The sequence below is a fragment of the Capnocytophaga sp. oral taxon 338 str. F0234 genome (genome assembly GCF_000192225.1).
In the GTDB taxonomy this organism is placed as follows: Bacteria; Bacteroidota; Bacteroidia; order Flavobacteriales; family Flavobacteriaceae; genus Capnocytophaga.
Genome location: NZ_GL872413.1, coordinates 2,097,206 through 2,121,425 on the forward strand (window position 1 = coordinate 2,097,206; position 24,220 = coordinate 2,121,425).

The window sequence follows — 24,220 nt, forward strand, 5'->3', positions numbered from 1 at the left end:
TTATTGTACTTTTGTGGCGTGGTTAATTTGACCCAATGATTCTATGAACGCAAACCTGAATCCTGAGAAAAATAACCTTTCTCCTCAAGAGTTGGATATAGAGCGTGCACTACGTCCACTTTCCTTTAACGACTTTACGGGGCAGGAAGCTATTTTGGAAAATCTTAAAATATTCGTCAAGGCGGCGAATCTTCGTGGAGAAGCTCTTGACCATACTCTTTTTCATGGACCTCCTGGACTGGGGAAGACTACCCTTGCCAACATTTTAGCCAATGAACTGGGAGTAGGCATCAAAATTACCTCAGGCCCTGTCTTAGACAAACCTGGTGACTTAGCAGGGCTTCTAACCAACTTAGAGCCGCGTGATGTACTTTTTATTGACGAGATTCACCGCCTTAGCCCCATCGTAGAGGAATACCTCTATTCGGCTATGGAGGATTATAAGATAGACATCATGATAGAGTCCGGCCCCAATGCCCGTACCGTACAGATTAACCTCAATCCTTTTACTCTCATTGGCGCCACTACCCGTTCGGGTTTGCTTACCGCTCCTATGCGTGCACGTTTTGGCATTCAGAGCAGATTACAATACTACACTACCGAACTCTTGGCTGATATTATCCAACGTAGTGCTCACATCCTTGGTGTACCTATCTCTATGGAGGCTGCTATAGAACTGGCGGGACGTAGTCGAGGTACTCCACGTATCGCCAATGCACTGCTAAGGCGTGTACGTGACTTTGCCCAGATCAAGGGTAATGGCAAGATAGATATAGAAATTACTCGCTTTGCGCTGAAAGCCCTCAATGTAGATGCCCATGGTTTAGACGAGATGGACAACAAGATCCTCCTTACTATCATTGACAAGTTCAAAGGCGGTCCTGTGGGAATCACCACCCTTGCCACTGCTGTTTCTGAGAATGCCGAAACCCTTGAAGAAGTCTATGAACCTTTTTTGATCCAACAAGGGTTTATCATCCGCACCCCTCGCGGACGTGAGGTTACCGACCTTGCTTATAAGCACTTAGGAAAAGTACGCTTCCATGATGGGCAACCGACATTGTTTTAAGTGAATAATGAAAAGTGAAAAGTAAAAAAATATGCAATCCAATATAAAAGTAGTTACTGAGAATTTCCGCACCATTGGTCATGCTGCTATTCAAATTAGCGGGATCACAGTGGTTGCAGGGGAAAATAGCTCGGGGAAAAGTACTTTTAGAAAAGGATATTTACCATAATAAGAATACTATTAATAAATAATAAATACTCATTCATCATTGTTCATTAATCATTATTTTGTACTTTTGCCCTCATAAATTTAATAAAATGACCGAACAAGAAATTATCCGTCGAGAGAAGCTCACCAAGCTCAGAGAATTAGGCATCAATCCCTATCCTGCGGAGTTATTCCCTGTGGACTTCCTCGCTAAAGACATAGAAACACAATATCAGGAAGGAAAAGAAGTTACCGTCGCCGGTCGTATTATGTCCTTTCGTATACAAGGAAAGGCATCTTTTGCTACTTTACAAGATAGTTCTGGACGCGTACAGCTCTATTTCAAACGGGACGAATTATGTCCAGGAGAAGACAAAACTCTTTACAACGAGGTGTTCAAAAAGCTTCTCGACTTAGGCGATTTTATCGGAGTGAAAGGTACCCTCTTTACCACTCAAATGGGGGAAAAATCCATAGACGTAAAGCATTTCAAGGTATTATGCAAAACTTTACGTCCCCTACCGCTCCCCAAAGTAGATGCCCAAGGAAAGGTACACGATGAGTTCAATGATGTAGAACAACGTTACCGTATGCGCTACGTGGATTTGGTCGTGAATCCACAGGTAAAAGAGGTGTTCCTCAAGCGTAACCGCCTATTCAATGCGATGCGTGAGTATTTCAACAATCATGGGTATATAGAAGTAGAAACCCCTATCCTTCAGGCGATTCCTGGGGGCGCTTCCGCTCGTCCATTTATTACTCATCACAACGCTTTGGATATTCCGCTCTATATGCGTATTGCCAACGAACTCTACCTTAAGCGCCTAATTGTAGGCGGTTTTGATGGGGTATATGAGTTTGCCAAAAACTTCCGCAACGAGGGAATGGACAGAACCCACAATCCTGAATTTACAGGAATGGAAATATATGTGGCTTACAAGGACTACAACTGGATGATGGAATTCACCGAAAACCTCTTGGAGTACTGTGCTAAGGCGGTGAATGGCACTACCAAAGCAACCTTTGGCAAGCACGAAGTGGATTTCAAAGCACCTTATCCGCGTGTTACGATGACCGAAGCCATCAAACGCTTTACAGGCTTTGACATTACAGGAAAGAGCGAAAACGAACTTAGAGCCTTTGCCCAATCCATTGGTATAGAAGTAGATGACACCATGGGCAAGGGTAAGCTCATTGATGAGATATTCGGAGAAAAGTGCGAAGGCAACTTTATCCAGCCTACTTTTATCACCGACTACCCTAAAGAGATGTCGCCACTTACCAAGGAACACCGCAACGACAAGAACCTTACTGAACGCTTTGAACTGATGGTATGTGGTAAGGAAATCGCCAATGCCTATTCCGAGCTAAACGACCCTATCGATCAGCGCGAACGCTTTGAAGCACAAATGATACTCTCCGAACGTGGTGATGACGAAGCAATGTTCATAGACCAAGACTTCCTCCGCGCCTTAGAGTATGGTATGCCGCCTACTTCTGGATTGGGTATCGGTATGGATAGGCTTATTATGTTTCTAACCAACAATGAGACTATACAAGAAGTACTTTTCTTCCCACAAATGCGCCCCGAACGCAAGGAAGTAGAACTCTCCGATGATGAAAAACAGATCTTCGAAATCCTTAAAAAGGAAGGAAAATCTCTCTTGGAGAATCTGAAAACTCAAACGGGTTTTTCTAATAAAAAATGGGATAAGGCAATCAAAGGACTTACTGCTAAGAAAGTAGCAGCTGTCAGCAAAGAAGATGATATCCTCTGGGTTACACCGCTCTAAGAGAAAAACGAAAAATGGATAGTAAAATGACAACTAAGTTCACTCTTTTTGATTCATTTTTCAGAGAGCCCCACTACCCTTAAATTGGGCATTATAAACCTTCGATAACAATACAAATTTTTTAACACATAACAAAGCTCCAAGTTTTAAGTTTGGGGCTTTATATATTACAATAGTTGTAAATTAGCCATCATACATTTATATTCCAAATAATAAAGATATAATGACCAGGAATAAGATTACTCTTAGAAAAATAAATTTTTAACAATACCATGTATTGCATAATACTCTATTTTGTTATACTTTTGTGATAAAGAATTAACAACCATCTTCATTAACCAAAAATATAAAGATGAAAAATATTATCCTATCACTACTCTTAATCATTAGTGCCACCACTGCTGCACAGACTACTTTTAGAGGCACATTGGTCAACCCCGATCAGAAGCCCATCAGTGATGCGAATATTATTCTGATGTCGCTCCCTGATTCTACCTTAGTAAAGGGAGCTATCAGCAATAAATATGGTTTTTTTGAACTACCCAATCCCGCTAACAGCAAAAAGGTGCTTATTAAAATCACACATTTGGAATATCAAGGGGAAGTATTTCCTCCTACAAGTAGTAATTTGGGTACAATTGTTCTAATTCCTACTTCTAATGAATTAGATGCTGTGGTTGTTACTGCCCGCCGCCGTCCTATTTTGGAACAGAAAGGCACTCGCATTAGTACCAATGTAGCACAATCTACCTTGCAAAAATTGCCCACTACCGATATGCTATTGAACTTTCTACCTGGGGTTAGTACTTCCTATACAGGCGGTGGTTTCGAAGTTTTTGGCAAGGGGAATCCCATCTTCTATATTAATAATCGCAGGGTGCGTAACCTTGATGAAGTGTATCAGCTATCTCCAAAAGATATTGAGAGTATAGAGATGGAAACCCAACCAGGTGCCGCTTTCGATAATACAGTAGGCGCTGTTATCTACATCATACTCAAAAAGAAACCAGGAGATGGACTTAGTGGGGCAGTTGAAAACACCTTCTATTTCTTCAAAAAAGGCATAATGGATGAAACTTGGCTAAGCCTCAACTATCGTAAAGGGAAAACCGACTGGTTTACAAGCATAAGTAATGATAATCATTTTAACCAAGAAGACTATAATGTAGCTCAGGATTTGCAAGTATTTACCAAAAATAACCAGTGGCGAGTACTCAATGATGAAACCCATCAAAATCAGAACAAAAACATTAAAACAAAGATAGGATTTGCACACGAATTCTCTGAAGAACACTCTCTGGGTATGAGCATAAGAGGGAGTATTATACCTTTCATCGGACATAACTTTAGCACTCAAGAAACGACCACTTATAAGGACCAATTGCTTACTGCTCGGGGGCGCAACGAGTATGACCAATTTGAGCAAGACAAAAAACTCAGTGTCAATGCCTATTACGAAGGCAAACTCACTGATGTGCTAAAAATGCAAACTGATGTGGATTATATCGGTCTGCGTTCTGATAATACTTCAGACATTGTTGAGCACAACCTCCTTAATACAACCTCTCGCAACGTACACACGCATTCCGATGTGATTTCCGATTGGTGGGGACTCAAGACCACCTTCTTTCAACAGTTAGGCAAAGGGACTCTTGGTTATGGTGTTGAGGTAAGTAACCTACACCGCACTGAGAATTACCAAGACAATGTATTTTCTGCTTTCAATATTAAAAATAACGAAACTCGTTCGGATGCTTTTCTTAGCTTTTCCTATCCTATCAAAAAGGTAAATCTAAAACTTGGCACACGCTATGAGTATGCTGATTTTGATTATTATGAAAACGAGCAGAAAAGTGAAGCGAAAAGTAAGACCTATCGAGATTGGTTGCCTAATGTATCGGTGGCTTTCCCTTGGGAGAAAACTCAAATAACTTTCAGCTATGCTCGCAAGATTAAGCGCCCTGCCTTCCATGAACTCAGTGACTACAATAGCTATGTTTCTTCTTTCCTGTACAATCGCGGAAACCCTTATATTACACCTCAACTCACTGATGAGTGGAACACTCTGGCCACCTATGGACCTATATCAGCTTCCGTTACTTATTCCCATATTCACAAGGGAATTTATGCCGATTACCAACTCTCTTCTATCAACTCCGATGCAGTAGAAAAAATCCTTCGTAATTATGACGATTTTAGCCTACTGAAATGTGCACTTAATGCTCAAAAACAAATAGGAAAGTGGATGCCTAAACTTACCCTTACCTATGAAAAGCCTTTTGCTGATAAGGTGTTTTACAAAAGTGAAGGACTTTTTTCAGTAGAATGGATGAACCAAATCACCCCTTCAGAAAATTGGCTTTTTTTAGTTATGCTTCTCTATAAGAGCAAAGGTTCTATGCAAGAAGCCTACATATACAAGCCTGGAAGTGGTGTATTTGTAGGAGTAGCACGTGCATTCTTCCACCAATCACTTTCTGTATATGCTGTAGCCTCCGACTTTTATAATGGGCTGAACCGACATGCCCGTATACAAAACTCATACATCAGTAACAGTACCGCCTATAGCTACAGTAATTTTAGTTTCAAGATAGGGATAAGCTATAACTTCAACACTACCCAAAGCAAATACAAAGGAAAAGAAACGAGTGAGGAGGAAAACAACCGAATGTAATTTAAGAAAAACTAATCTCCACTACAAACCCCTCGTGTCCGCGTACATTAAATACTGTATTATCCTCAAAGAGGAGGTATTGCCCTTTGATTCCTATAAGTTTTCCCTGATATTGTAGGGTCTTGGGCATTGTAAGGCTGGTTACTTTGGTAGGATACCTAAGGACTGGATAGGTAATATCATATACAGGTATTCCTTCACTGAAATAGGGAAGTACCTCCTGAGGTAAGAAAGACTTGAGTCCTTGCTTCACTGAGGGTAAGTCTACCCTCTGAAGTTGGTTGGTAAGCATCTTACGCCAATTGGTCTTATCGGAGATATGCGCCTTGAGGGCGACCTCCCCTATCCCTGCTAAGTAGCGGTTGGGTACCTCCAATATAATAAGTGCTTGGTGCGCTCCCTGATCAATCCATCGGGTAGGCATTTGTGTTTTTCGGGTAACGCCTACTTTTACCTCGCTGGAATTGGCTAAATAAAGTAGGTGCGGTTGTAGTTGTATCTGCTGTTCATAAGCCAAATCCCTATCCTCTATACCCAGATGAGCCTTGCTTAGCTCTGGGCGGATGATCCATTCCCCTACCTCAGGAGCTTCAAAGAAACACTTCTTACAGAGTCCCTGCCTATAGATCTCTTTGTGTTGCCCACAATGCAAGCACTGGTAACCCACAAAGCACAAGGAGATTCGTTGCCCCAATAAGGTGTTCATTGGGAACTCTCCCTGTTCCAAGGGAAGGTAATACTGTACAGGGGCTTGTGCCTCAGTTCGCATTTTTCTTAAAACCGTTTGGTAGGTTTTCATATTTTTTGTACTTTTACGTCCTGTTTTTATCAAAGACAAAAATAATAAAAATAAATCAACTTCATATACCTTTTTAAAGAAAAATATGGCTTTAACGATTATTCATTCCATAGCTTCTTGGTTTTTACGCAAGCGTATAGACCAAATAGAAGAATTTATCAAACACCCTCACGAAGTACAGGAGAATGTCTGTGCCAAGCTCTTAGAAGCGGCACAAGCCACCGAAATGGGCAAGAAATACGACTTTATTTCCATTCGAAACTATGAGGATTTTGCCTCCCGTATCCCTATCACTATCTATGAAGACATAGAACCCATGATAGAGCGTGCCCGCCGTGGGGAGCAGAACCTTTTCTGGTGTACCCCTATCAAATGGTTCGCCAAGAGCAGTGGTACGACCAATGCCAAAAGCAAGTTTATCCCCGTAAGCGAGGAAGCCCTCCAAAATTGCCACTACAAGGCAGGTAAGGATATGCTCTGTTTGTACCTGAACAATAATCCCGACTCCAACCTCTTTACAGGAAAGAGCCTACGCCTTGGGGGCAGTAAGGAGTTATACGAGGAAAATGGGACTATCTTTGGCGACTTATCAGCCATACTTATAGACAACCTCCCTTTCTGGGCGGAATTCAGCTGTACCCCCTCCACTAAAGTGTCCCTAATGAGCGAGTGGGAAGCCAAGATGAAGGCTATCATTGCCGAATCCTCACGGGAGAATGTAACCAGCTTGGTAGGCGTCCCCTCATGGATGATGGTACTCCTAAGACAAGCTCTTGCTTATACAGGTAAGGAAAACATATTGGAGATATGGAAAAACTTAGAGGTATATTTCCATGGCGGGGTGAGTTTTGTCCCTTACCGAGAGCAATATAAGCAACTTATTCCCTCCGATAGTTTCCGCTATTATGAGACCTACAACGCCTCCGAGGGCTTTTTTGCCATACAGGATAGAAACAACAGCGACGAAATGCTACTGATGCTGGACTATGGTATATTCTATGAGTTTATCCCTATGGACAGCTTTGGCACCCCTGCCCAGAAGGCCATTCCACTATGGGAAGTAGAGGTTGGTAAGAACTACGCCATGGTGATTACTACCAATGCAGGGCTTTGGCGTTATCAGATAGGCGATACAGTACGCTTTACCTCCACCTCGCCCTATCGTATCAAGATCACAGGACGCACCAAGCACCATATCAACGTATTTGGGGAAGAGCTTATCATAGAGAACACCGAGGAAGCGCTTAAGAGAGCCTGTCATAAGCACCATTGTAGCGTGATAGAATACACCGTGGCACCTATTTTCATGCAGGGCAACAAGAGCGGTGGGCACGAGTGGATCATTGAGTTCGAAACCGCCCCTGAGGATATAGAAGCCTTCACCCGTACCTTGGACACTGAACTAAAAGCACTTAACTCCGATTACGAGGCCAAGCGCTATAACGATATGACCCTTGCTATGCCCAAGATACACATTGCCCGAAAGAACCTCTTCCACGACTGGCTTAAGGAAAACGGCAAGTTAGGAGGTCAACATAAGATTCCGCGCCTTTCTAACACTCGTGATTACTTTGAGGCAATCTGGAAGCTAAAGGATAATAATGCCAATTAATAGTAGAAAATGATTGTATAGTCTAATTCGTTAAGACGCAATAAAAATTGATATGAAGAAAAATATCATCAAAATACTAATTACATTAGTATTGTTGCTCTTTATTGTATTTGATATTATGTATCTTATAGGGTGTTATGTATCCCTAAAATTCCAAATAGAAGACAATGTTAGCTCCACAATCATAGATGTAATATATAATTTTGTTGATAAAGTTGCCTTTTTTTCCATAATCAATGCTTTAATCATCTCTTTATTGGGGGAATATATTCTTTTCAGAAACAAGAGAAATATAATTGAAGAAAAAAAGAAGTCTATCCCTATTTTTGTTTGTATATACACTATCCTGCAATTATCTGTTATATTTTATAGCTACTATGGATTAAAATCCAATAGCCAACAAGATATGATAGGAACCAATGTTATGGAAAGTATAAACGATATGACCATAGGACTTTTTACATCTCTCTTTTTTAGCTTGGTTATATGCTGTTTGATGCTTCTATTTATCCATAAAAGGCCTATAACTAATGATAAATAATTCCATAAAAGTTTTAGGGAAATATAATATTTCAATAGCCATTGTGCTTTTTGGAGTCTATCTTATGGCAGTTTGAGGGCTTTTAAGGTATGATAATAGCAAGTTTGCCTATCCTATTCAAATTATATTGCCTATTACTGTCTTACAATTACTCATAAGTATCGTTTTTTGTATATTATTTTGGAGAAAACAACCCAAAATGCGTAGCTTATGGCTCATTATGTTAATAGGGTTGCTGTTATTCTTAGAATTGCTTTGTATTCCACTAATAGCTATATATGGAATGGCACAAGGAAATTAAGATTTTACTTCTGTACAAATTAAAATAGATTAAAAAATAAAAATTTATGAATAAAGATTTAGAAAAAATATAAATCCAAGAGTTTTTTGGGATTGTTCTTTTGAAGATTTAGATTTAGAGAAAGATAAAATCTTTATCATCGGTAGAATTATGATGAGAGGAACAGATAGGGAAATCCATTTTATAGAAGATAACTTTTCTTTGAAAGAGATAAAAGACGCTGTGGAAAAATCTACTGAAACTGATGATATATGTATAAATTATTACCAAAAATTATACAACTATGGAAATAGAAGATAATAAAGCTGTAGGAAAATCTCAAATAGAGTTACTCAATAAATTAATGTCATTAGAGTACCTTTCCTAATATTGTTTAGTCGGAGGAACTAATCTAGCTCTAAGGTATGGACACAGAATATCAATAGACTTAGATATATTTAGACATAATCCTTCTGCTAATATAGAAGAAAATATGATGATCTCAAATATGATTAAAAAGGTTTTCCCTACTGCTGAGATTATCAGTATTAATAAAATAGGTATTTTCCTGTACATAGGTGAGATAAAAGTCGATATCATTGAATATCCTTTTCCTTTTTTCGAGGTAGAAACAATAAAGGGGATTCGCTTAGCCTCAAAATCTGATATCAGTACTATGAAAATTAGTGCCATAACCAACAGAGGTTCTCGTAAAGATTTTTATGATTTACATGAATTATTAAAAGAATTTACCTTAAAAGAGATCATTGATGACTATCAAAGAAAATATAATATTGATAATTTGGAAATGGCAAAAAGGTCTCTAATATATTTTGAGGATGCAAATAATGAAAAAGAAAGAAATAATAAAGTTATTAGCCTTATAAATGAAAGTTGGGAAAACATAAAAGATGATATAGAGAGAAAATACAACGAATTATTTCAAATCTCTCATAAAAACAGACAAAAGAAATAATTTTTTGGAAATATTCTATTGTATTTGGTACGTAGTATATAGCCCATCTTACTGAAACAAGTAAAAAACTCTTTGCAAAGCTCAAAGAAATATTTTATCTTTGCCTCTAAAGAAAACAAGCAGAAATAGATAATGTAACTTCCTGTTATTTCGTCTATTCCTTAAAAAAGAAAATTGTATGAAAAAATATCAAAACGTAACAGACTTACCCAATAACAACACAGTGTTTTTGGTATGGGTATTTAAAAAGAATTTGGACAAAGCACAACTTTCTGTTACTTTTGCAAAAGCATGTAGTTTGGTAGGAAATCTCAACCACTCAGCTGCAGACCGATTCCCCGAAGCCCGTGCGAGTGTAACTATAGGTATCAGCCATAGCGGATGGCTTACCTTGGGGTTACCTAAACCTCTACCTAAAGAACTTAAAGATTTTCAGCCTATCAAAGGTAGCAAACACACGGCTGTGGCTACCGAAGGTGATCTACATTTTCATATTCGCGCACACAACCCCAGCTTGGCTTATGATATGGCAACGACTATCAGCGATGTGATGCAGCCTGTAGCTGATCGTATAGTCAATGTACAAGGATTTAGGTATTGGGACGGACGTGCTATCATCGGTTTTGTAGATGGAACTGAAAATCCTCAAGGACAAGAACGAGAACAGTTTGCCGTAGTAGGTAATGAAGATCCCCTTTATCAAGGGGGAAGTTATCTATTTGTACAAAAATACGTACATGATATGAATGCTTGGCGTGCCCTTCCTGTTAGCGAACAGGAAAAAGTAATAGGACGCTAGAGATGGACGATGATACCAAGCCTTCCAATGCCCATTCTGCCCTTGCCAATGTGGGAGACGACCTAAAAGTAGTCAGAGACAATATGCCTTTCCATGACCCTGCGAGCCACCAGATGGGTACTTACTTTATTTGCTATGCGAACACCTTCAGTACTGTAGAGAAGATGCTTACCAATATGTTCGTAGGCAATCCTATAGGTAATTATGATCGCTTGTTGGATTTCAGTACTGCCCAAACAGGTACCCTCTTCTTTGTCCCTTCATTAGATATGTTGGACGACTTTGCTGGCTAATCATAGAAAAATATCAGAACCACACCAAACACATTGCACATGAACTATTATAACATCAAACATAAGGACGAAATCGTCTCCTTCAAGGAAGCTACCCTAAGGGGATTGGGAAAGGACAAAGGTCTTTTTGTTCCCGAACATATCCCTACCTTACCTGCGGCTTTTTTTGAGGAAATTACTCAGAAAAGTAACATAGAAATCGCTACAGAGGCACTTTACCCCTATGTCAATGACAGTTTCTCTAAGGAAGAGCTCCAAAAGGTTTTGGAAGAAGTCTTTGTCTTTGATACGCCTGTAAAGGAACTCTTAAGTAATACCTCTGTATTGGAACTATTCCATGGGCCTACGATGGCCTTCAAGGATGTAGGAGCTCGCTTTATGGCACGTTGCTTAGGCAAGTTCTCCGATAAGGATAATCCGACTACGGTAGTGGTGGCTACCTCTGGTGATACGGGGAGTGCTGTAGCCAATGGCTTTTACAAAGTGGAGGGAGTAAGAGTAGTCATTCTCTTCCCTAAAGGAAAAGTAAGCCCTTTCCAAGAATACCAAATGACCTCCTTAGGCGCCAATATCCAAGCGGTAGAGGTAGAGGGTACCTTTGATGACTGCCAAGCCCTTGTCAAGCAAGCCCTTTCGGATGCTTCCCTCAAGGCAGAACGCGTGCTAAGCAGTGCCAACTCTATCAATATAGCCCGCTTTCTCCCCCAGATGCTTTACTACTTCTTTGCCTATAAGCAGGTGAAAAACCTCTTAGGAGGTAAGGATTGGGTAGTGGCCGTCCCCAGTGGGAACTTTGGCAACCTAACCGCTGGCCTATATGCTCACGCTATGGGACTTCCTATAAGTAAGTTTGTAGCAGCCAACAATGCCAATGATACTTTTTACCTCTATCTACAATCAGGGAATTATCATGCAAAACCATCAGTAGCCACTCTTTCCAATGCTATGGATGTAGGAGATCCTAGTAATTTTGTACGTATTCAGGAACTCTTCCATAATAATCTGGATGCTATTCGCAAAATGATTATAGGGGAAACTATCTCCGATAAAGAAACCCTGAATGAGATAGCCTATATTCATAATACCATAGGATACATACTTGACCCTCATTCTGCTGTGGGACACTTGGCTCTGCAAAAAGTATTACTTCCCTCACAATATGGAACGGTACTAAGTACTGCTAGCCCGAAGAAGTTTAATGAGGTAATCAGACAAGTAATTCCTTCCTTTCCTACTCCAAAGGTGGATTTAAGTTCTTGTCATAAGAAGTGCATTGCTAATTCATACGAAGCTTATAAGGAAATACTTCTCAACTAAGTAAGCCATAGTTATTCATTATTACTATATGCCATACAGGCAAAGCTAACTGTGGCTTCTGCTTTTTCTATTAATAAGGAAGCACAACGAGCGAGTGTTGCTCCTGTGGTGATAATATCATCCACCATAAGAATATGCTTTCCTTTAATTGCTGATGAATTCACAAGGACAAATTCCTCAGAGGTTCCTTTCTGTCGTTCCAACCAATGTTTCTTAGCTTGTGCCGAATTATAGGTTTGTTTAAGTAATATTTTCTCTGAATAAGGTACTTGAAGTGCTTGAGCAATTGTCTTACCAAAAAGAGTTACTTGATTGTAACCTCTTTTCCTCTGTTTTTTAGGATGTAAAGGAACAGGTATAACCATCTCTACCCCTTGAAAATAACCAGAAGTGGCAAGTTGATAGGCATACCATTCTCCCAGCCATTTCCCGATATTCTCTTTTCCTTGATATTTCAAGGCATGTATGAGCCGCTGAGTGATACTTCCTTTCTCATAATAGAGTAAGGCAGCTGCTTTATTTACAGGAATTCTACCCCAGAATTTCTCTTTCATAGGATTATCTTCCTGTGTATGAAAGAGCGTTTCCCTTAATTCATGCCTACAAGTAGAACAGAGAAAATCCTCCTGACTACCCATAATTTGAGAACATCCTAAGCAATATTTAGGGAATAATATTGACAAAATATCTTTATAGATAGAAAAGTTCATTGTACAATAATAATATAAAAAAACCATCTTTCTTTAAGGGAAAGATGGCTATTTAAAATCTATGAATAAATCTATTTAGTTTCAGCGACTACCTCAAAAGGGAGCGCAACGATTACCTCTCTGTGTAAGCGTATAGAGGCTTCATATTTACCTGTTTGTTTGATATTGCCTCCTGCTATATAGATATATTTTTTATCTACTTGGTGACCTGCCTTAAGCAATTCTTGAGCAATATCATCATGATTTACTGAACCAAATAACTTATTTCCAGCACCTGCTTTAGCAAATATTTTAACTTCCAATTGTTGGATAGCTTTAGCAAGTTCCTTAGCATCTTCAATAATTTTCTTTTCCTTAAAGGCTCTTTGCTTTAGGTTCTCTGCCAATACTTTTTTAGCAGCGGGAGTCGCTAGAATAGCAAATCCTTGTGGAATAAGATAATTGCGCCCATATCCGTTCTTTACGGTCACTATATCGTCCTTAAAACCTAAGTTAGGGACATCATTTTTAAGTATAATTTCCATTGATTCCTTTCGTTTAATTATTTTAATAAATCAGCTACATAAGGCAGTAGTGCTAAGTGACGAGCTCTCTTAACAGCTACTGCTATCTTTCGTTGAAATTTCAACGAAGTACCTGTAATACGGCGAGGTAATAACTTTCCTTGCTCATTAATGAATTTCAATAAGAAATCAGGGTCTTTATAATCAATATATTTGATACCTAATTTTTTGAAACGGCAATATTTTTTGTTCTTATTGGTATCTATATTCAGTGGAGTAAGATATCTGATATCTCCTTCTTTTTTTCCTTTTGCTTGTTGTTCGATAGACATTTTTAGGCTTTTTTACTGTTTAACTTTGCTCTTCTTTTTTCAGCCCAAGCGACGGCATCTTTGTCGAGCTTTACGGTAAGATAGCGCATTACACGCTCATCTCTTCTGAATTCTACTTCAAAACTCTCAATAATATCTCCAGGAGCTTTGAATTCAAACAAGTGATAAAATCCACTTTTTTTGTTTTGAATGGAGTAGGCTAATTTCTTTAAACCCCAATCTTCTTTTGCTACCATTTCAGCTCCCTTTGAGGTTAAGAAATTTTCAAATTTCTCAACTGCTTCCTTTATCTGTGCTTCAGATAAAACGGGATTCAAAATGAAAACAGTTTCGTAATGATTCATAAAACTTTTATTTAAATTGAGGTGCAAAGGTAAAACATTTTTACCTTTGCACCAAATAATATTTACTATTTTTTATATCAGGTTTTTTTCTACCTCAAATACCTTTTATTGCTTTGGACTATTACCATTTTCTGTATTTGTAGTATTTTCTGTTTGATTTGTTTCTGTAGGTTGCTCTGAATTAGCAGGAATAATGAGATCCTTTTTCTTTACCTTCAGTTTACCTCTGGATTCTTTCTGGAGTTTCTCAAGAGTTTGGCTAATAAGTTCTTTGGTTACAAAATCTATTTCCTTAGCTCCATAAGCGCGCTGTAGTGCACGAAAAGCCTTTTGGGGTTCTTGTACACGGAGGTAATAATCTCCTTCTAAATAATCAGGCAAAGCGGTATCCTTATAATAAGGCTTGATATACTTGGACAATATTGGTAATGATTCAAAATCCGCATTCTTAAGAATTGCTGCATAAATTGCCTTTACATCTCCTAAAAGAGGAAACTTATCTATACCATACAAATCCTTAATAGTCTTATACTTATCTTGCAAATATTGAGTGGTATTACTTTGTACTTTCACAACCTTTTCTGCATATTCTTTCATGGTAATAGGTCGGTAGTGTTCAAAGAAAAGATTAAGTGCCTCAGGAATTCCTGAGGCTGCTACAGCACTAGGAGAAACTTTTGGAAAATCCTCAGAGAAATAGAAACTATGTGTAAGCTCCTTAGTACGCATCAGTTTGTCCAGATCTACTATTTTCTTAACTTTCGCTTTATCATCATTCTGTGTCCAAGCCAAATAGTAGAATATAGGTATTTTAAAAGAATCCAACTGATTAGGTAATGGTTCTATTATTTTTTCCATCAAATTAGGATTCAGTGATATATAAGCATTAAATAGAGAATTCTCTTTTAGTAAATAATAATTAAGGAAGTTTCCTGCTTCACCATCCCCTAAAATTCCCTTAAAAGTATTTACAGAATACTTACTTTGTACTCTTGGAATAACCACCTGTCCTACAAATTCAAAGAAATTAGCTGTGTCATTAAATGGTACTCCTGCCTCTTCTGGAATAGTAACATCATCTTCAGTATTATAGATTCCTACTATAATACAGGGGGGGACTTCTCCTGTATGGGAAAAATAGCGCATACTGCTGACCGTTGGCTCCAAAAGCCGATCCGCATTAAGTACTACAAAAAGAGGGTACTGTTCTTTCTTATCATAACCTTCTGGAAGTACTACAGTAACCTTTCGTGTTCCATCTAATGATTTTGAACTTAAATTCTCTGAGGTGATTTGCGCCTGTACACTTGAGGCAAAAATGCCTAAAAGAAATAGAATAAACTTCTTCATCTTACAATTGTTTATGAATATATGTTTCAAAATAAAAGTCATAAAGATGTCTCTCATCCTTGGAATGGAAAACTTGCTTTACGAGTTCCCATTGAGAGGTATCTATCTGTGGGAAAAAAACATCTGCTTGCAAGTGTGCCTGCACACGTGTAAGCTCCAATGTTGTTGCCAGGGAGATTGTCTGTCTATAAATTTCTCCTCCTCCTATAACAAAGGGGGTATTATCTCTTTCATAAGCTTGAAGGATAGCCTCTTCCACAGAGGAGACTATCACACAATGTTCTCTTGGAAGGAGTTCTTCCTTAGATACAATAATATGAGTGCGATTAGGAAGCATTCTGGGCAAGGACTCCCAGGTCCTTCTTCCCATAATTACACAATGTCCCATCGTCAATTGTTTAAAATGCAGAAAATCATCAGGAAGATGCCACAGTAGTTGATTATCCTTCCCAATTCCATTTTCCAAATCCAATGCTGCAATAAGTGTTAAAGACATTATCCCTATTTTAAACGAGGCAAAAGTACAATTATTTATTTATTTTTAACGGTTTAAAATGTTAAATTTTATTCATCTAACAGACTTTAAAAAATTTCATTATTCTCCCGATATCAAGGAATTCTTTCTTCCTTAAAAATATTTTCACAAAGTTATTGTAAATATCATTTTCCTTTTATAATTTTGTGCTCTCAAATGAAGAGGAAAAAGTTACATATTCACTTTTCTACTTTTGTATTGCTTTTATGCATCTTGAAAGTAGCATTCCCTGTGGGTGAGTTCTTCCATAATCACCACTCAGATAGTGAGCTATGTACCCATCTTCATGGGAAAAAGTGTAACCACAATATGCATTTTTCTGCTGTAGAAAAACATCATGATTGTATACTCTTCCAGTTACACCAATCCTTTGTACTCCCTCTTTTCGTATATCATCTGCTTTCTACAAATGATATAGTCGCCTTTTTTTTTAACGAGAAAAGTACAGAACTTCCCTCCATGGAGACCTTCTCAAGAGGTCCTCCGCCATTATTTTCTTTATTCTTTGTTTAAAATATTTTCAGACAAATAGTTAGTTCTATTTGTGTAGAAAAGTATATGTGTGCCTATACTATATTTAGACATTTATTCCAAAATTATTAATCATATCCGTCGTTTATTACAAGCATATACTATGCGAAAGATTTTATGTCTTTTCCTTTTTGTAAGCGTTTTTTCCTTATATGGACAAGAAACACTAAATCTAAAAATAGAAGACAACCAAAAACAACCCTTACCAAGTGCTGTTGTGCACTTTATTGGGAAGCATTTTGTGAGTGATGCTAAGGGGCAAGTAAGTATTCCTAAGCTCTCCAAGGGAAAGTTTCCTATCAAGGTAAGCTATTTAGGATTTTTAGATTATGAAGCCTTCATTACCATTCCTGCCTCAAATCCTTATATAATTACTATGCAGGAAGAAGTGAATCAACTCTCAGGTACGACTCTTGTGGGAAGAGTTACTCAACCGGTGAAAGTTGTAACTGATATTGACAAGTCTCAGCTTCAGCAGAAATCCGGGGAAGAACTTGCTAAAGTGCTTACCTCTGTTGCAGGAATTTCCATGATACAGACAGGAGCTACTATTGCCAAACCTGTCATTCATGGTTTGCATAGCAATCGTATTCTTATCCTTAATAATGAAGTACGTCAAGAAGGGCAACAGTGGGGCGCAGACCATGCTCCTGAAATAGACCCCTCTGTAGCGGACAAGATTACGGTTGTAAAAGGAGCTGACGCTGTACGTTATGGTTCAGATGCTCTAGGAGGTGTAATCATTATCGCTCCTAACAAACTTCCTTATGGTGATGGCTTACATGGAGAACTCTCTCCCTCTTTTGCCTCCAACGGGCGAAAGTTAGCGACTACACTAAAGGTAGAAAGTTCCGTGCCTAAGCTCCACCACTGGGCATGGCGTATACAGGGAACTCTCAAACGCTCTGGCGATATCCATACAGCCGATTATGTAGTGAACAATACTGCAGCCCGTGAAGCCGATTTCTCAGTAGCAACAGGAATACAGAAAGAGAAAGGATCTGCAGAACTTTTCTATAGTAGGTATGAAAATGAAAGTGGCGTGTTCTATGGTTCTCATATAGGAAACTTAGATGATTTATTAGCTCGTTTTGAACTTGGTCGCCCTTTGACCACTTATCCTTTTTCCTATAGTATAGAAGCCCCTAAACAAAAGGTAATACATCATCTCCTTAAGACTAAAGCATTCTATTTTCCTTCTTTCGGAGGAAAACTAACTGTACAATATGCCTTCCAAAAGGACATCCGTCAGGAGTTCAGTGTACGCAGGTTGAACAGAACCCGTATTCCTGCCTTAAATATGAAACTCACCAGCCACTTAATGGAGGCTTTCTGGGAGAGTATAGATAATCCTCGCTGGAAAACTATGGCAGGAGGTAGTTTCTCTCATCAAGACAACTATAACCAGCCAGGTACAGGAGTAGTTCCTGTAATTCCCAATTTTGCTTCTATTGGCTATGGATTTTTCGCTATTGAGAAGTATCATTCAGGAAAATGGAATGCGGAGGCAGGACTTCGGTATGATTACAAATACCTTAATGCCGATGGCTATGATATGTTCTCACAACATTACGGAGGAGAACATAATTTCCATAACATCACCTACTCCTTAGGGGGTGCATGGGAGGCAAACCCACACTTATCACTGAGTAGTGATATAGGCGTAGCTTGGCGAGCTCCTCAGGTGAATGAACTCTACAGTAGTGGTTTGCACCACGGAGCAGGTACTTATGATTTAGGAGATGCTTCACTAAACCCTGAGACAGGAGTCAAATGGATTACTTCTCTTAAGTATAATAACCAAGAGAAGGGAAGATTTCTAAACTTGGATATATATGCTCAGGTGATTAAGGGTTACATCTATGATTATCCTACGGGAGAAACACGTACCTTATTCTCTGGAGTATATCCCATCTTCCAATATACCCAAGCCGATGCTTTTTTCCGTGGAACTGACCTAGAGGCTTCCCTAAGGTTAGCCCAATGGGGAGCTTGCTCCAATGGCTTGTCATACAGATTAAATGGATCAGTAGTTTTTGCTAATGAATTCAAGACAAAGCGATATTTCCCTTTCATTCCAGCACCTAAATTCTCCCAATACTTGGAGTGGAAGAATGCTCCTAAAGGACTTTTCCAGAGTCTTGAAGCAAGTATAGGACATACCTTTGTGGCTAAGCAAACACGCTTTGAACCTTCACAAGAACTGGTACCTACTACCCCTGATGCTTATCACTTATTTGAGGCTTCTGTAGGAGGTACTATTACTGTAGGAGAGCGACAAACCCTTTCGGTAAGGCTTTCCGCAGAGAACCTACTTAACCAACTTTACAAAGAGTATACCAATCGTTTCCGCTATTACGCGCATGACTTAGGTAGAAATATACACCTACGGTTAAGTTATAATTTTTAAAATCAATGCAAATATTAATTTTTTTTTCAAATATGAAAATCATATCTAATTTTTTAAAAACAACCTTACTTTTAGCCTCCATAGGACTTTTTTTGGTAAGTTGTAGCAAACCTTCTTCCTCCACAGATGAAACCAAGGATAGAGGTCACGAAATGCCTGATAAAGTGGTATTTATTGTTACCAATATGGCTACAAAAGAACAGCAAAAACGGGAAGCAAACAAATCTCCCAAAGGAATACAATATGATATCTCCGACCCCATTGTCTGGAAATCAGGACAGGATTATCTATTTGAAATCATTTATTATAACAATGGTAGGCGATTGAATGGAGAATTCGTAACTGAGAAAATGGCTCCTATTCATCAGCATTTTTTTGAACTCTACCAAGGAGAATATCCTAAAAATACAGAAGGAAGAGAAAAAATGGTCTCCACTATGAATAGTTTAGTAAGCTATAAATATCAAGATACAAACCCTGAAAATGCTTACCTGGGAAACGAAGGAGTAAGCTTACTTAAACGCACTTGGGATAAAAAGAATCCTCAAGAGAATGATCCTATAGGATTGAAGGGCATTTTCACTATAAATCAAAATCCTACTGAAGGTGATTTTAGGCTACGTATCAAGCTGGCTCACTTTTTAGTAGCCAACAAGTTAGAACCAAGTACGGGAAAAATACGTCCTTACAATGTGATGATATATTCCAATGCTTTTGTTTTGGATTCCAATATGGAACTTTTAATCAAACTTATAAAATAATTTATTTGTCATTTAAATATTTATAACATGAAAAGAATTATCAATCTTTTAAAAATTAGTTTATTACTACTTATAGGAATTGCTGTTTCTTCTTGTAGCAAAGATAATAACAAAGAAGTACCCAATCCTAATCCCAATCCTACTCCTACTCCTACTCCTAAGACTATTGAATGGAGTAAGTTAGAGGTACGCTTCTCACAGGGACATTCACACGGTTATTTCCATGGAGACCCTGATTATCCTGTAAAACATCTCAAAAGAGTACAACGTTTTTATTTTGAGAATAAAGATGGAAAAATAACTCCCTCCTCTGATAATCCCACTGCTATCCGCTGGATGGGAAGTGATGTGCCTGGACAATCTTTGTCTCTATCAGGCGTAGAATTCATTTTCTATGACAAAGATGGTAAACGAGTGAATAGCCAACTCTCCACTGGAGATGCACCTAATCATTATCAGTTTTTCTTTATTGCAGAGAATTTTGTAGGTGTGGCAGGAAATACTAATATTCCCTCTCAAAAGGAGGCTTTCTCCTATAAATATAGGGATACAGAGCCCGAGGAACTCTATATTCGAGGAGGAAAGCATGATAAGGATCCCAATGCCAAAAAAGGAGTTTTGAGAAAAGAACACATAGGTCTTAAAGGATTCTTTGATGTAAGAAAATCATACATTAATTTTGATATGAGAATTGTTTTAGGATATTTTAATACTAAGCCTAATCATTTGCCTTATGATACACTTCCTAAGGATAAAGTATTTGAACTTACTATTCCTATACACATCTACACCGATCGATTAGCAGAAAATAAAATAGTGGAGGATGCTCTAAGAGAATACAAAGTACCTAAAGAAGAAATAGAAAAAGACCTAAATGACATTCTAAGTTCTAGTCTTGATGCAGAAAGTAGCAGTATCTTTCTATAAAGAGACCTAATAATTAATATTATCTAAAGAGGGAATGAAAAATAAATTTATTCCCTCTTTATTATTTCTAAAAATTCTTTAATTTTATTACTAAAAAAAACATAAAATCATATAGTGATTCATTTTTTTATTTTACTTTTGCGAAAAAATTACTATGAAAGGGATTATTCTAGCGGGTGGTTCAGGAACAAGGCTTTATCCTATTACTAAAGGAGTCTCTAAGCAATTACTTCCTATTTATGATAAACCAATGATTTACTATCCGTTATCGGTACTCATGCTTTCCGGTATTCGGGATATTCTCATTATCACTACACCAGAGGATGCCTCTGCCTTTCACCGCCTACTGGGGAATGGGAGTCAATTCGGAATCCATCTTTCGTATGCTGTACAGCCTTCTCCCGATGGCTTAGCACAAGCCTTTATTATCGGAGAGGAATTTATCAAAGAGGACGATGTGTGTCTTATCTTAGGTGATAACATCTTCTATGGGCAACATTTCTCCCAGATGCTCTCCCATGCGGTAGCCAATGTTGAGCAGGAGCAAAAAGCTACAGTTTTCGGCTATTATGTAAAAGACCCAGAGCGCTATGGAGTAGCTGAGTTTGATACAGGAGGAAATGTCCTTTCTATAGAGGAAAAACCTAAGCATCCTAAATCCAATTATGCTATAGTCGGTTTATATTTTTACCCAAATAAGGTTATTGAAATTGCCAAAAGTATAAAACCTTCAGCGCGAGGCGAACTGGAGATTACTTCAGTGAATCAAGAATTTCTACAAGCAAAAGAACTTAAGGTACAACTTTTAGGACGTGGTTTTGCTTGGTTAGATACAGGGACTCATGAGTCCCTAACCGAAGCTACCAACTTCGTAGAGACTTTAGAAAAACGGCAAGGACTGAAAATATCCTGTTTGGAGGAAATTGCCTATCATCGCGGTTGGATAAGCAAAGAGAAAGTCCAAGAAATAGGTAAAGAACTTTCTAAAAATGGATATGGACAATATCTTTTGGACTTAATACAATAAATCTATTAACATGAATGTAATAAAAACAGCTATAGAAGGAGTTGTAATTATAGAACCCAAAGTATTCCCTGATGAAAGAGGCTACTTCTTTGAATCTTTTTCTCAAAAGAAGTTTGTAGAGAATATCTGTAATACTACTTTTGTACAAGATAATGAATCCAAATCCTCCTATGGAGTGCTAAGAGGGTTACATTTTCAAAGAGCCCCTTATACTCAGTCCAAATTAGTCCGTGTTGTACAAGGTGTTGTATGGGATATAGCTGTGGATATTCGTAAAGGTTCCCCTACCTTTGGTAAATATATAGGTGTGGAGCTTACCGAGGAAAACAAGCGTCAGCTTTTCATTCCACGAGGTTTTGCACATGGTTTTGTAGTACTAAGCCCTGAGGCTATATTCCAGTACAAATGTGATGCTTTCTATGCTCCTACTCACGAGGGAGGAGTTTTATGGAATGATCCTGAAATAGGTATAGATTGGAGAATTCCTCCTCAGGACATTATTCTTTCCCAAAAAGATGAACATAACCCCCTTTTACATGAGGTCTGGGAATTTGATTATAAAGAGAAATTATATTAAAACATAAATTATATGAAAAATATACTCATTACAGGTGCCAGCGGACAACTCGCTATGGAAATCAAACAAGAATTAAATAACTCTGTTTCTAATAATTACATTTTTACAACTAAAAATGAATTAGATGTAACAGATGCTGATAAGGTAAATTCTTTCTTTAAGAAAAATGCTGTAGAACTGGTTATCAATTGTGCTGCTTATACAAATGTAAATGGTTCTGAGATAGATAAGGAAACCGCAAACTTAGTCAATCACTTAGCGGTAAAGAATATTGCTAATGCTTGTACTGAACAAGGAAGTGCCTGTATTCATCTCTCTACCGATTATGTATTTGCAGGAGAGAAGAATACTCCTTATGCAGAAACTGATGCTACTTCTCCCTTAGGGGCTTATGGACAAACAAAACTATTAGGAGAGAGTGCCTTACAACATTCAGATGTTGATTTTCTCATTCTAAGAACTTCTTGGTTATATTCTGCCTTTGGAAATAATTTTGTAAAGAATATCCTACGTATCAGTAAAGAGCGTAAGGAAATTAAAGTTGTATTTGACCAAGTAAGTACACCTACCTATGCTAAGGATTTAGCACGATTTATTATTTTTGTTATTGAAAACAAGCTCTATCGCGGTAGACAAGATGTATACCACTTCTCCAACGAAGGAGTATGCTCTTGGTATGATTTTGCTGTAGAAATCCTCAAACTTGCTGGCAGTGATTGTAAAGTAATTCCTTGTAGGACAGAGGACTTCCCTACTCCTGCAGCACGTCCTGCTTACTCAGTATTGGATAAGGCAAAAGTAAAAACAGATTTTAGCTTCCCCATCCCTTACTGGAGAGATTCTTTGGTATCCCTAATGACCAATTATAAACTTTAGCCCTTATAGATGAAAAATATTTTAATTACAGGAGGAGCTGGCTTCATTGGAGCCAACTTCGTCGTGTACTTTGCCAAAAAATATCCCAACTATCATTTGGTAAACTTAGATAAACTCACTTATGCAGGGGATTTAGGCAATCTTACTGAAGTAGAAAAAGCTCCCAATTATACTTTTGTACAAGGTGATATCTGTAATAGGAAACTTATTGAAGATCTCTTTGAGAAATATCATTTTCAAGGAGTGATTCATTTTGCTGCTGAATCCCATGTAGATAACTCTATTGTTAATCCTGATACCTTCATCACCACCAATATACACGGTACTTTTACCCTCTTAGATGTAGCTCGCCACCACTGGATGGAGGCGCCTTTTGTAGTCAAAGAAGGCTACAAAGAAGCGCGTTTTCACCATATTTCCACGGATGAAGTATATGGTTCCTTAGGAGAAACTGGCTTATTCACCGAGGCTACTGCGTATGCTCCTAATTCTCCTTATAGTGCTTCCAAAGCCTCTTCTGATATGATTGTGCGGGCTTACTTTCATACCTATGGATTGAATGTAACTACTTCCAATTGTTCTAATAATTATGGACCAAAACAACATAAAGAAAAACTGATTCCTACTATTATACGAAAGGCATTACAAGGAGAAACCATTCCTATTTATGGAGATGGAAAGAATATAAGGGATTGGTTATATGTTCTTGATCATTGTACAGGAATTGACTTGGTATTCCATAAGGGGAAAGCAGGAGAAACTTATAACATAGGAGGACGCAACGAGCGTAATAACCTCTTTATCGCAGGATACATCTGTGAGTTGTTAGACCAAAAGCGCCCACTTCCCAAAGGAAAATCCCACAAAGAACTCATCACTTTCGTACAAGATCGTGCCGGACATGACCGCAGATATGCCATTGATGCTACTAAAATAGAAAACCAGTTAGGTTGGCATGCACAAGAGAACTTCGAGACGGGAATTGTGAAAACTATTGATTGGTATCTCACTTATTTTAAAGATTTGTTGTAGCATTC

At 38.2% G+C, this 24,220-nt stretch carries 22 protein-coding genes and 2 pseudogenes; 17 read left to right on the forward strand and 7 right to left on the reverse strand.

Annotated features, from left to right (window positions below; genetic code table 11):
* Positions 1–43 precede the first annotated feature (43 nt).
* The 4 genes from ruvB (at position 44) to HMPREF9071_RS09490 (ending at position 5,683) form a co-directional block, all read left to right on the forward strand.
* Positions 44–1,069 (forward strand): Holliday junction branch migration DNA helicase RuvB, encoded by a 1,026-nt coding sequence (ruvB, locus tag HMPREF9071_RS09480; RefSeq protein WP_009746410.1) that lies wholly within the window; start codon positions 44–46, stop codon positions 1,067–1,069.
* Positions 1,070–1,100: 31 nt separating this feature from the next.
* Positions 1,101–1,238, forward strand: a complete 138-nt coding sequence (locus HMPREF9071_RS12260; protein ID WP_162859662.1) for an ATP-binding protein — start codon at positions 1,101–1,103, stop codon at positions 1,236–1,238.
* A gap of 88 nt (positions 1,239–1,326) precedes the next feature.
* Positions 1,327–3,009 carry a lysine--tRNA ligase gene (gene lysS, locus HMPREF9071_RS09485; RefSeq protein WP_009746411.1) on the forward strand — a complete coding sequence of 561 codons (1,683 nt, stop codon included), beginning with the start codon at positions 1,327–1,329 and terminating at the stop codon, positions 3,007–3,009.
* Between the two features lie 352 nt (positions 3,010–3,361).
* Positions 3,362–5,683, forward strand: coding sequence for a TonB-dependent receptor domain-containing protein (locus HMPREF9071_RS09490; protein ID WP_009746412.1), 2,322 nt, complete (start codon positions 3,362–3,364; stop codon positions 5,681–5,683).
* A 1-nt stretch (position 5,684) separates the two neighbouring features.
* On the opposite strand, the gene HMPREF9071_RS09495 is transcribed toward HMPREF9071_RS09490, so the two are convergent.
* Positions 5,685–6,482, reverse strand: a complete 798-nt coding sequence (locus HMPREF9071_RS09495) for a DUF2797 domain-containing protein (RefSeq protein WP_009746413.1) — start codon at positions 6,480–6,482, stop codon at positions 5,685–5,687.
* An 85-nt stretch (positions 6,483–6,567) separates the two neighbouring features.
* Between HMPREF9071_RS09495 and HMPREF9071_RS09500 the strand changes: the two genes are divergently transcribed.
* The 5 genes and pseudogenes from HMPREF9071_RS09500 (at position 6,568) to thrC (ending at position 12,300) form a co-directional block, all read left to right on the forward strand.
* Positions 6,568–8,094, forward strand: coding sequence for a GH3 auxin-responsive promoter family protein (locus HMPREF9071_RS09500; RefSeq protein ID WP_009746414.1), 1,527 nt, complete (start codon positions 6,568–6,570; stop codon positions 8,092–8,094).
* Between the two features lie 911 nt (positions 8,095–9,005).
* Positions 9,006–9,236 carry a hypothetical protein gene (locus HMPREF9071_RS12685; protein ID WP_050784933.1) on the forward strand — a complete coding sequence of 77 codons (231 nt, stop codon included), beginning with the start codon at positions 9,006–9,008 and terminating at the stop codon, positions 9,234–9,236.
* A gap of 85 nt (positions 9,237–9,321) precedes the next feature.
* Positions 9,322–9,891 (forward strand): annotated as a pseudogene (locus HMPREF9071_RS09515) (nucleotidyl transferase AbiEii/AbiGii toxin family protein); the annotation flags it as partial.
* Between the two features lie 178 nt (positions 9,892–10,069).
* Positions 10,070–10,983, forward strand: a pseudogene (locus HMPREF9071_RS09520) (Dyp-type peroxidase).
* A 39-nt stretch (positions 10,984–11,022) separates the two neighbouring features.
* Positions 11,023–12,300 (forward strand): threonine synthase, encoded by a 1,278-nt coding sequence (gene thrC / locus HMPREF9071_RS09525; RefSeq protein ID WP_009746420.1) that lies wholly within the window; start codon positions 11,023–11,025, stop codon positions 12,298–12,300.
* 11 nt (positions 12,301–12,311) lie between these two features.
* Here thrC and HMPREF9071_RS09530 read toward each other — a convergent pair whose 3' ends face one another.
* The 6 genes from HMPREF9071_RS09530 to HMPREF9071_RS09555 form a co-directional block, all read right to left on the reverse strand.
* Complete coding sequence (locus HMPREF9071_RS09530) at positions 12,312–13,010, reverse strand: ComF family protein (protein ID WP_040358095.1); 699 nt, start codon at positions 13,008–13,010, stop codon at positions 12,312–12,314.
* 71 nt (positions 13,011–13,081) lie between these two features.
* Positions 13,082–13,534: a 50S ribosomal protein L9 gene (rplI, locus tag HMPREF9071_RS09535; protein ID WP_009746422.1), complete on the reverse strand. Its 453-nt coding sequence runs from the start codon at positions 13,532–13,534 to the stop codon at positions 13,082–13,084.
* A gap of 17 nt (positions 13,535–13,551) precedes the next feature.
* A complete protein-coding gene (gene rpsR, locus HMPREF9071_RS09540) occupies positions 13,552–13,845 on the reverse strand; it encodes a 30S ribosomal protein S18 (protein ID WP_002670530.1) in 294 nt (97 codons plus the stop codon).
* A 2-nt stretch (positions 13,846–13,847) separates the two neighbouring features.
* Positions 13,848–14,189, reverse strand: a complete 342-nt coding sequence (gene rpsF, locus HMPREF9071_RS09545; protein WP_009746423.1) for a 30S ribosomal protein S6 — start codon at positions 14,187–14,189, stop codon at positions 13,848–13,850.
* Positions 14,190–14,294: 105 nt separating this feature from the next.
* Positions 14,295–15,539 carry an alpha/beta hydrolase gene (locus HMPREF9071_RS09550; RefSeq protein ID WP_040358096.1) on the reverse strand — a complete coding sequence of 415 codons (1,245 nt, stop codon included), beginning with the start codon at positions 15,537–15,539 and terminating at the stop codon, positions 14,295–14,297.
* 1 nt (position 15,540) lies between these two features.
* The gene (locus HMPREF9071_RS09555; RefSeq protein ID WP_009746425.1) at positions 15,541–16,035 is read right to left on the reverse strand and encodes a dihydrofolate reductase; all 495 of its coding nucleotides are present in this window, start codon (positions 16,033–16,035) and stop codon (positions 15,541–15,543) included.
* A 195-nt stretch (positions 16,036–16,230) separates the two neighbouring features.
* Between HMPREF9071_RS09555 and HMPREF9071_RS09560 the strand changes: the two genes are divergently transcribed.
* The 8 genes from HMPREF9071_RS09560 to rfbB all read left to right on the forward strand — a co-directional run bounded on the left by HMPREF9071_RS09560 (position 16,231) and on the right by rfbB (position 24,215).
* Positions 16,231–16,587, forward strand: coding sequence for a hypothetical protein (locus tag HMPREF9071_RS09560; RefSeq protein WP_050784934.1), 357 nt, complete (start codon positions 16,231–16,233; stop codon positions 16,585–16,587).
* Between the two features lie 121 nt (positions 16,588–16,708).
* Complete coding sequence (locus HMPREF9071_RS09565) at positions 16,709–19,015, forward strand: TonB-dependent receptor domain-containing protein (protein ID WP_009746427.1); 2,307 nt, start codon at positions 16,709–16,711, stop codon at positions 19,013–19,015.
* 32 nt (positions 19,016–19,047) lie between these two features.
* The gene (locus HMPREF9071_RS09570) at positions 19,048–19,776 is read left to right on the forward strand and encodes a hypothetical protein (RefSeq protein WP_040358097.1); all 729 of its coding nucleotides are present in this window, start codon (positions 19,048–19,050) and stop codon (positions 19,774–19,776) included.
* A gap of 27 nt (positions 19,777–19,803) precedes the next feature.
* Positions 19,804–20,703: a hypothetical protein gene (locus HMPREF9071_RS09575; RefSeq protein WP_009746429.1), complete on the forward strand. Its 900-nt coding sequence runs from the start codon at positions 19,804–19,806 to the stop codon at positions 20,701–20,703.
* Between the two features lie 154 nt (positions 20,704–20,857).
* Positions 20,858–21,730 carry a glucose-1-phosphate thymidylyltransferase RfbA gene (gene rfbA / locus HMPREF9071_RS09580; protein ID WP_009746430.1) on the forward strand — a complete coding sequence of 291 codons (873 nt, stop codon included), beginning with the start codon at positions 20,858–20,860 and terminating at the stop codon, positions 21,728–21,730.
* Positions 21,731–21,740: 10 nt separating this feature from the next.
* On the forward strand, positions 21,741–22,307 hold the full coding sequence (gene rfbC / locus HMPREF9071_RS09585) for a dTDP-4-dehydrorhamnose 3,5-epimerase (protein ID WP_009746431.1): 567 nt from the start codon (positions 21,741–21,743) through the stop codon (positions 22,305–22,307).
* Positions 22,308–22,319: 12 nt separating this feature from the next.
* Positions 22,320–23,183, forward strand: a complete 864-nt coding sequence (rfbD, locus tag HMPREF9071_RS09590; protein WP_009746432.1) for a dTDP-4-dehydrorhamnose reductase — start codon at positions 22,320–22,322, stop codon at positions 23,181–23,183.
* Positions 23,184–23,192: 9 nt separating this feature from the next.
* The gene (gene rfbB / locus HMPREF9071_RS09595) at positions 23,193–24,215 is read left to right on the forward strand and encodes a dTDP-glucose 4,6-dehydratase (RefSeq protein WP_009746433.1); all 1,023 of its coding nucleotides are present in this window, start codon (positions 23,193–23,195) and stop codon (positions 24,213–24,215) included.
* Positions 24,216–24,220 lie beyond the last annotated feature (5 nt).